We start from the raw sequence: 10,121 nt of genomic DNA on the forward strand, positions 1-10,121 counted from the left end.
CTATTTCTTGAACAATTTGAAGTTTTAAAGACATGGAATAGTCTTTCTGAGTACGCTTTACATAGCTAATTTCTTGAGGTGTTTCCATAACGATGAAATTTGTGTATCGCTATTTCAGGACAAGACACATATTCAAAAATAAAAGCCTAACTTTTTTAAGTTAGGCTTTTATTTTTGAATAAAAAAAGGAAGCCTATTATATATATAAATAGAAAACCTTTTTATATTATTATCTATTCATTCATAGAAATCAAAAACTCTTCATTGTTTCTAGTCGTTTTAATTCTCTTTTCTAAAAATTCCATAGCTTCAACAGGATTCATATCTGCTAAATATTTTCTTAAAATCCACATTCTATGAATAGTGGTTTCATCTAATAATAAATCATCTCTTCTTGTACTTGAGGAAACTAAATCGATAGCTGGGAAAATACGTTTGTTAGATATTCTTCTATCTAACTGAAGTTCCATATTACCTGTACCTTTAAATTCTTCAAAAATTACCTCATCCATTTTAGACCCTGTCTCTGTTAGAGCGGTAGCAATAATACTTAACGAACCACCATTTTCTACATTACGTGCTGCTCCAAAAAAACGTTTTGGTTTTTGTAATGCATTGGCATCTACACCTCCACTCAATACTTTTCCTGAAGCGGGTTGAACAGTGTTATAAGCTCTCGCTAAACGTGTAATTGAATCTAAGAGTATTACTACATCATGCCCACATTCTACTAATCTTTTTGCTTTTTCTAAAACGATATTAGCAATTTTAACATGTTCTTGAGGCTCTCTATCGAATGTTGAAGCTACTACTTCTCCTTTTACACTTCTTTGCATATCAGTCACCTCTTCAGGACGCTCATCAATAAGCAAAACAATCATATAAACTTCAGGATGATTTGCCGCAATAGCATTAGCCACATCCTTTAACAACATGGTTTTACCTGTTTTAGGCTGTGCTACAATCATTCCACGTTGCCCTTTCCCTATAGGAGAAAACAAATCTATTATACGTGTAGAAATAGTACTCGCTTTTTCAGCTAACTTGAATTTTTCTTTAGGAAAAACTGGTGTTAAATGTTCAAATGAAACCCTATCCCTTACCACTTGAGGATCGTGTCCATTAATTTTCAACACACGCACAAGTGGAAAATATTTTTCCCCTTCTTTAGGAGGTCTTACAACTCCTTTTACTGTATCACCTGTTTTTAAACCAAATAATCTAATTTGAGAAGTAGACAAATATATATCATCTGGAGAAGCTAAATAATTATAATCGGAAGATCTTAAAAATCCATAGCCATCAGGCATCATTTCTAAAACCCCTTCACTTTCTATAATACCATCAAACTCATAATCTGGTTCTCTAAAGTTATTTTTTTGAGTAGGATTTGGATTTGGATTAGAATTTGTATTTTGATTTGCAGTAGCATTTTGAACTCCATTTCCGTTTCCATTTGTTTTCTTATAGGTTGGATGATTTGGATTATTCTGATTCGCCTTATGGTTCGGAATAGTGGCTTTAACTTGCGAAGGTTGTTTTGTAATGTTTGTTTCTGAAATTAATCTTTCATTAGCAACCTCTGTTTTTGACTCCTTTTTTTCAATTATCTCCGTTTTCTTAGATTCAACAGGTTTTACTTCTGTTTTTTTTGATTTAGTCTTTTTAGCAGATTTCGTTTCAGAAGCTAAATCATTTGTAGACTCGTTATTTTTAACGTCTTCCTCCTTCTTTTCGATTTTTACACTGTTTTTTTCATTACTTACAGGTGAATTCTTTTCGATTTTTGAAGCAATGACTCTAGCTCTTTTAGGTTTTACAACTTTTTCTTCTTCTTTAGCTGTATTATTATCAACTTTAATTGTTTCAGGAGTTGCAGCTTGAACGTCTAAAATTTGATAGATTAATTCATCTTTTTTTAAAGTTCTATACTTTTTAACTTTTGCAACTTTTGCAATTTCTTGCAAATCAGAGAGTTTCATCTCTTTTAATACTTCAATATCAAACATGGATATATAATGAATAAATTATTTTAGATATGTTAGAGTTATTAGGTCAACAAAAAATGTGAGATTTTTTTGAGATTATACAAATCGTAGAATGAAGTACTTACGATTATACCATGCAATAATACGAATAAAATTGAATAAAACAATAGTTTTTTTAAAAAAGAAAATCTATTTTTGCTGAGCTAATTCAAATTTGAATGTTACAAAGAGTTCAGACTATATATATGCTATTGAGTTGTTTAATTACAGCTGCTTTCCCTTTTGTTTTTTTCTTATGGAAAGAACAAGGAATTGATACTCCTGTTTTTTTTACTTCTTCAATTATTCATATGTTACTTTTTGGATTAACTTCCTTACTAACTTTAATTAGTATTTTTAGCTATAAAAAAAGACAAAATCAATTTGTTTTAAACAGATTGTCAATCATATTTAACTTTATTTTACTAGGATTTTTTGTGTATCGAACACTAAGCTTATCCGGAGAAACGGAAGTTTCTGAGAAGGGTATTGGGATCTATCTTCCTGCCATTTCTATCGTTTTTCTTGTTCTAGCCAATAGAGCAATTAAAAAGGACGAAGATCTCGTAAAATCTGTGGATCGATTGCGATAAACCTAACATCTTAGTTTATTAGTGCGTTAAAAATCCGAATCAATAGATTCGGATTTTTTTATATTTTATATTAGTCTTTAATAAAATGAGATGAAATTGCAGCGTTTTTGTAATGCTTCTCTTTCTTTCATAGTAAGCTTCTCTTTGTAAGAAGTGTGATTTTTTTTAAATATATAGATAACATTATCAATATAACCATAGTCTTCTAGTATTTCTAATAGTTTTATTAACCCATCATAATAACACTCATTTTCAATTAGAGCCAATGCATAATTTCTCTTTAAATAGGGATCATTAGGGATTATTGTTAATGCTTTTTCAAATGCTTTTTTAAAATTTAAAACATCGTTCAAGTTTGCATAGCAATTGCCTAGTGCACCATAAACACTCACATCATTCTCATTAATTTTAGCACATTGTTCAAGTATTTTTATTGCCTTTGTATCATTTTTATTATATAATGAAATTCCTTTATTTAACATTTCAATATAATTTGCATCTTTTTTTAAATAATATACACATTGTTTGAACGTTTCTGGTTCTTTAAGCTTTAATGGTAAGCCAAAATCTTTTAAAGCCTCTAAATTATTTTCTAAATCATCAAGACTAATCATATTTCTGTCTTTTTGAAGATGAGTAATTAATTCTGCTAATGATTTTATTTTATTATTTTCTAAAGCAAATAGCAAATCAAAATAGTTTGTCTTTCTGCAGCCTTTAACATTCGTATTTATACCTTCTAAAGAAGTAGAAACAATCCATTTAATAGGTTTTTGTTTCAAGTTATAAATATTATTGTCTTGTTTAAGTGATATTTCAGCATCATTCAATTGTTCACTAGCTTTTTTGTCAGATTGTTCCGATTCATTAAAAGCATCTTTTGCAGAAACTCTAAAATAGGTTCTTTTTAATTGTATAAAAAGTGTGGTGTTTGCATCTTCAACAATAATATCTACATCTCCATCAATAAGATTTGCTTCTTTGTCTTCTATTACTTTTACCTTATATCCTTTTTGTTTAAATTTATAACCTAAAAATGTTTCCATTTCAGTTGCTGTAGACTTTCTTTCTAGAGAATTCCAATTTAAATGCTGAATAGCCATTTGCGTTGCCGCAAAAAACCAATCATTAGTTGCTAAAAAAAGCGTGGGACAAAAAAAGGAACTACCCATTTTAAAAAAAGGTTTAGTCCAAACGTTATATTTGATATTAAACCGGTTAAAGCCATTCTTTTTATTTATTTTATAAGATAGACTATCAAATGAAAGCGAAGTGTCTTCTTCAGTAATACCTGTTACCTCTTTAACAAGCGCTACATAAGTCTCTTTTTTTATTAATACATAGGGAAGTATCTCTATTTTATTTTTTACTGAAAGTGCATTTATTTTAAAATAATTATCAAACCAATCGATACTGATGCTTTTAAATTGCTCAATACTATTTTCATATCGATAAAATTTGTGGGTTGCATAGGTGCTAATACCATGAAAAATCTTGTTTATACTTATTTTTTTTCCATTATACACATAATTAGGAATTGTAGCATCGTGCAGGAAGAGTTCAATTTTTGTTAACTTGACGGCAGCATCTAAATTCATTTCGAAATCAGATTCTGTTTTTCCAGGAATTATTAATTTCTTTTGATTAATCAAATTTGAAATTACTTCTTGTGCTTTTAATTGATAATTAAAACTGACTTTATTATATCGCAATCCATCGAGTTTCCACTTATAATAGTGTTTAGGATTTTGAACAAAGTAAAGACAATCATTCTCAATTAATGGATTAATTTCTAAATCAAAGCAATACGCTTGCAATACATCTTCGTTAAATGAAATCCAATGGCTTATAGCATTTAAAACAACATTAATTTTTGGATCAGTTGTTTTGTTGCTTTTTATTTTTTCATATACTAATTTGTGAAAAGTTTGATTGAAATTTTCTGCCGCTATGTTTACAGGCTCTTTTGCAGAGTGCCAATAGAATTCTATAAAAAAATTATAAACAGTTCCTAATTTAGTTAGCTTTTGCTGAGAATTATCCGAATATCTTTCATTTTCAAGCCAAAATACAACTTCTGATAAAACATAATCTACTTCAAATTTTAATAATTCAGATGATTCTTTTGAAATAGTATTCCATAGCTGATGTTCTCCTTTTTGAAGAAAGTCCCATAGCATTACATGTTCCTTGAACTTTTGTAGGAATGAAAGGTTCTTAAAAAAAGTTAATCGATTAGTGTCGAGAAACGCTTGAGTTGTTCTAACGGCTTTTACAAATTTTTCAGGAAATAATTCCGATAACTTTATTTCAAGCGTTTCAGAATGTATTTTCTCTTTCGAAAAATAATCATATAACAAATCATCGAGAAGATTACTTTTAATAATGTCCTCTTGGGTGTGTTTTAATAAAAGATTAAGAGCTTCAGAATATTTTTTAGCTTTAATCTTTTGTTTTATTAAGTCTGTATTCATAGTTAAAATTTAAAATTGTCGCTATGCGAAATAGTAACTATGAAGCATGTCAAATATAGAAAAAAAAATAGACTAATTAAGCATTCTTTTTTGCTTTTTCAAACAAATATTAATTACTACTTTTTCCCTAACTCAATAACTTCTAAATTTTGAATTTTTTCTCCATCAATTTCAAAACGTAACATGGTTCGCACTTGATGAAATCCATGTTTACCAATTGCTCCAGGATTCATGTGTAATAACCCTAATTTTTTATCTTGCATTACTTTTAAAATATGTGAGTGGCCACAAATAAAAATTTTAGGAGGATTCTTAGTCATCTCTTCTCTTATATCGAAATTATATTTTCCAGGATAACCTCCTATATGAGTAATCCAAACATCAATTTTTTCACATAAAAAACGGTTGTGTAAAGGGAATTCTTTTCTAACTTCGTGATTGTCTATATTTCCAAAAACAGCACGTAAAGGTTTTTCTTTTTTTATCGTATCTGTAACTTTTAAATCACCAATATCACCGGCATGCCATACTTCATCGGCTAAACGAACATATTTCATAATTTGTTCATCAATATAACTGTGCGTATCGGAGAGCAATAAAATTTTTGTCATGCTACAAAAATAATAGAAATCGAGAAAGATAATTTATTATTTTAGTAGATTATTAACAAAGTTTAGGATTTATAAATCTAATTTTGGTAATTGAATTTTGTAACTTTGCCATCTTGTAAAAATTATTGTTGATTTTGAGATATTTTATCAAATTTGCTTACAACGGTAAAAACTATTTTGGTTTTCAAATACAACCTGATGCTATTTCAATTCAAGAAACACTCGATAAAGCACTAAGTTTATTATTAAAACAAAAGATTGAGATTGTTGGTGCTGGAAGAACTGATAGCGGTGTACATGCAAAAGAAATGTATGCCCATTTTGATTATGACACTTACTTAGATGCTTCCTATTGGGTTAAAAAAATGAATTCTTATTTACCTAAAGACATTGTTATCTATGATTTCATTCCCGTTGAGAAAGAATCTCATGCTCGTTTTGATGCAACTAGTAGAACTTATGAATATTATATTCATACATTTAAAGATGTATTTAATCAAGAGGGAAGCTGGTATTTTTCTAAAGAACTTGACATAGATATAATGAATAAAGCTTGCGAAATCTTATTTCAGCATATCGATTTTGAATGTTTTTCTAAAGTAAATACAGATGTTCATACTTTTAATTGTAAGGTAACTCAAGCATATTGGATTAAAAAAGGAAATCAATTAATCTTTACAATTCAAGCTGATCGCTTTTTAAGAAATATGGTGAGAGCTATAGTGGGAACAATGGTTAATATCGGTTTGGGTAAAATTACGCTTTCCGATTTTAATGAAATCATTTTAAGTAAAAACAGAAGCAAAGCAGGATTTTCAGTTCCTGCACATGGTTTATATTTAGTACAAGTAGACTATCCTTACATTAAAAAACAATAACTACGCTTACTTAACCTATAAATTAGAAAACAAATAAATGAAAAATATAAAATCCAAGCCTTTAAAAAAAATAATGCAGTATGCTAAACCCTACCAAGGAAGGTTTAACTGGGTTATTATTTGGGCTGTTTTATTATCCATTTTTGCTGCTGCAAGACCTTATCTATTAAAACAAACCGTTGATGATTATCTTAAAAATCATAATAAAGAAGGGCTTTTAATCTATATAGTAATTATGGGTATTGTCCTTCTTTTAGAAGTTATTTCACAATTCTTTTTTACCTATTGGGCAAACTGGTTAGGTCAAGATATTATTAAAGACATTCGTGATAAATTATTCAAACATATTACTTCCTTCAAGATGAAGTATTTTGACAATGAACCTGTTGGTAAATTGGTTACACGAACAGTTTCCGATATAGAATCTATTGCAAGTATTTTTAGCCAAGGCTTATTTATGATTGTAAGTGATATTTTAAAAATGATTGTCATTCTTGCAATTATGATATACATGAATTGGGAACTAACCTTAATAGTCTTGATTGCGATGCCAATACTAATTTATGCTACGAATATTTTTCAGAAGAAGATGAAAATTGCTTTTAATGAGGTAAGAAATGAAATTTCTAATCTAAATACATTTGTACAAGAGCGATTGACAGGAATGAAAATCGTACAACTTTTCAATCGTGAAAAAATTGAATATGAAAAATTTAAAGTTATAAATCAAAATCATAATAAAGCTTGGTTGAAAAATATTTTATATAATTCAATTTTTTTTCCAATTGCAGATATTGTTTCTTCTTTGGCTTTAGGCGCAATAGTATGGTATGGAGGAATGCAAATCATAGATGGTGATAATAGTACTACTTTTGGAGATTTGTTTACTTATACAATGCTAATTAATATGTTATTCAATCCATTGAGACAAATTGCAGATAAGTTTAATGTAATGCAGATGGGAATAGTAGCTGCAGAACGTGTGTTTGAAATTTTAGATACAGATAGTCAAATACAAAACATAGGAAATATTGAAGCACAGCGTTTTGAAGGTAAAATAAGATTTAAAGAGGTACGATTTAGCTATTTAAAAGATGAAGAAGTTCTAAAAGGTATAAATCTTTCTATTGCTTCTGGTTCTACAATTGCAATTGTAGGTAGTACAGGAGCAGGTAAATCTACTATAATTAATTTATTAAATCGTTTTTATGAAATTGACTCAGGAACGATCGAAATTGACGATACTAACATTAATGAATATTCTCTTCAAAGTTTACGAAAACAAATTGCAGTTGTGTTACAAGATGTCTTCTTATTTGCCGATACCATTTATAACAACATTACCCTTTACGATACAAACATTACTAAAGATCAAGTAATTGAATCTGCAAAAAAAATTGGGGTACATGATTTCATAATGAGTTTACCTAATAATTATGATTACAATGTGAAAGAAAGAGGTGTAATGCTTTCTTCAGGTCAAAGACAATTAATTGCTTTTTTAAGAGCTTATGTAAGCAATCCAAGTATTCTAATACTAGACGAAGCTACGTCTTCTATAGATAGTTATTCAGAAGAATTAATACAAAATGCTACAGAAAGAATAACCAGAGGAAGAACTTCAATTATTATTGCCCATCGATTAGCTACCATTATGAAAGCTGATACCATTATTGTTATGGATAAAGGCAAAATTGTAGAAACAGGTACACATGCTGAACTAGTTAAATTAGAAAAAGGATTCTATAAAAACTTGTATGAATCGCAATTTTCAATTGAGGTATAATCTTTTAAAATAATTCCTTAAATTCGCAAACGATAATATTATAATTACTTTTTTTTAATATAAAAATCAAAAAATGACAAGCGCATTTGCGACTGTATTTTAATAATAATAAATAAAAGCACAAAAATGAAATACGACATCATTGTTTTAGGAAGTGGTCCTGGAGGATATGTAACAGCTATTAGAGCTTCTCAATTAGGTTTTAAAGTAGCTGTTGTAGAAAAAGAAAATTTAGGAGGTATATGTTTAAATTGGGGATGTATTCCAACGAAAGCATTACTTAAATCAGCACAAGTATTTGATTATCTTAAACACGCTTCAGATTATGGTTTAACAGTTAAAGAATTTGACAAAGATTTCAATGCAGTTGTAAAGCGTTCTAGAGATGTCGCTGAAGGAATGAGTAAAGGAGTTCAATTCCTAATGAAAAAAAATAAAATTGATGTAATTGATGGCTTTGGAAAGATAAAACCAGGTAAAAAAGTAGAAGTTACTGATAAAGATAACAAAGTAACAGAATATACAGCTGATCATATCATCATTGCTACTGGGGCACGTTCAAGAGAATTGCCTAATTTACCACAAGATGGTAAAAAAGTAATTGGTTATAGACAAGCCATGACGTTACCAGAGCAACCACAAAAAATGATTGTAGTAGGTTCTGGAGCAATAGGTGTTGAGTTTGCTCACTTCTACAATGCCATGGGAACTGATGTAACCATCGTAGAATTCATGCCTAATGTAGTTCCAGTTGAAGACGAAGATATTTCAAAACAATTTGAACGTTCTTTGAAAAAAGCAGGAATTAAAATCATGACAAATTCATCAGTTGAAAGAATTGATACTGCTGGAAATGGTGTAAAAGCTTTTGTAAAAACTGCAAAAGGAGAAGAAGTTTTAGAAGCAGATATCTTACTTTCTGCTGTTGGTATAAAAACTAATATCGAAAACATTGGTTTAGAAGAAGTGGGTATTGCAACCGATAGAGATAAAATTTTAGTGAACGATTTCTACCAAACGAATGTACCTGGTTATTATGCTATTGGAGATGTAACACCTGGACAAGCATTAGCACACGTGGCTTCAGCTGAAGGAATTTTATGTGTAGAAAAAATTGCTGGTATGCATGTAGAAGCTTTAGATTATGGAAATATTCCAGGATGTACTTATGCAACTCCAGAAATTGCATCTGTTGGTTTAACCGAAAAAGCAGCTAAAGAAAAGGGATACGATATTAAAGTTGGAAAATTTCCATTTTCTGCATCTGGAAAAGCGAAAGCAGCTGGAACACCCGATGGTTTTGTAAAAGTTATTTTTGATGCTAAATATGGAGAATGGCTAGGTTGTCATATGATAGGAGCTGGAGTTACCGATATGATTGCTGAGGCAGTTGTAGCTAGAAAATTAGAAACTACAGGTCATGAAATCTTAAAAGCAGTTCATCCTCACCCAACCATGAGTGAAGCAGTTATGGAAGCTGTAGCAGACGCTTATGGTGAGGTAATCCATTTGTAAAAAGATAATATTAAAAGTAAAATGAAAAGTCCGATTTTAGATATTGGACTTTTTTTTGTTTACTCTAACAAAAAAAGAGCTTAAAATTTAAGCTCTTTTTTTATAACGTGAATGTCTTGTCCTGAAATAGCGATACACAAATTTCATCGTTATGGAAACACCTCAAGAAATTAGCTATGTAAAGCGTACTCAGAAAGACTATTCCATGTCTTTAAAACTTCAAATTGTTCAAGAAAT

At 29.5% G+C, this 10,121-nt stretch carries 7 protein-coding genes; 4 read left to right on the forward strand and 3 right to left on the reverse strand.

From position 1 onward, the window contains the following. Positions 1 to 233: 233 nt before the first annotated feature. Complete coding sequence (gene rho / locus HALO113_RS13520; protein WP_159779624.1) at positions 234 to 2,009, reverse strand: transcription termination factor Rho; 1,776 nt, start codon at positions 2,007 to 2,009, stop codon at positions 234 to 236. A 197-nt stretch (positions 2,010 to 2,206) separates the two neighbouring features. Between rho and HALO113_RS13525 the strand changes: the two genes are divergently transcribed. Beyond that, positions 2,207 to 2,620, forward strand: coding sequence for a DUF4293 domain-containing protein (locus HALO113_RS13525; RefSeq protein ID WP_159779625.1), 414 nt, complete (start codon positions 2,207 to 2,209; stop codon positions 2,618 to 2,620). A gap of 77 nt (positions 2,621 to 2,697) precedes the next feature. Here HALO113_RS13525 and HALO113_RS13530 read toward each other — a convergent pair whose 3' ends face one another. Both HALO113_RS13530 and HALO113_RS13535 read right to left on the reverse strand, forming a co-directional pair. After that, entirely contained in the window at positions 2,698 to 5,094 is a 2,397-nt protein-coding gene (locus HALO113_RS13530) for a hypothetical protein (protein ID WP_159779626.1), read from the reverse strand. Between the two features lie 116 nt (positions 5,095 to 5,210). Next, on the reverse strand, positions 5,211 to 5,705 hold the full coding sequence (locus HALO113_RS13535) for a metallophosphoesterase (RefSeq protein ID WP_159779627.1): 495 nt from the start codon (positions 5,703 to 5,705) through the stop codon (positions 5,211 to 5,213). Between the two features lie 134 nt (positions 5,706 to 5,839). On the opposite strand from HALO113_RS13535, the gene truA reads away from it, so the two are divergent. From truA to lpdA, 3 genes are all read left to right on the forward strand, one after another. Beyond that, positions 5,840 to 6,583 (forward strand): tRNA pseudouridine(38-40) synthase TruA, encoded by a 744-nt coding sequence (gene truA / locus HALO113_RS13540; protein ID WP_159779628.1) that lies wholly within the window; start codon positions 5,840 to 5,842, stop codon positions 6,581 to 6,583. 37 nt (positions 6,584 to 6,620) lie between these two features. Next, on the forward strand, positions 6,621 to 8,369 hold the full coding sequence (locus HALO113_RS13545; RefSeq protein WP_159779629.1) for an ABC transporter ATP-binding protein: 1,749 nt from the start codon (positions 6,621 to 6,623) through the stop codon (positions 8,367 to 8,369). Positions 8,370 to 8,495: 126 nt separating this feature from the next. Next, positions 8,496 to 9,884, forward strand: a complete 1,389-nt coding sequence (gene lpdA / locus HALO113_RS13550; RefSeq protein WP_159779630.1) for a dihydrolipoyl dehydrogenase — start codon at positions 8,496 to 8,498, stop codon at positions 9,882 to 9,884. The last annotated feature ends 237 nt before the right edge of the window (positions 9,885 to 10,121 follow it).

Source organism: Flavobacterium sp. 9AF (assembly GCF_902506265.1).
Taxonomy (GTDB): Bacteria; Bacteroidota; Bacteroidia; order Flavobacteriales; family Flavobacteriaceae; genus Flavobacterium.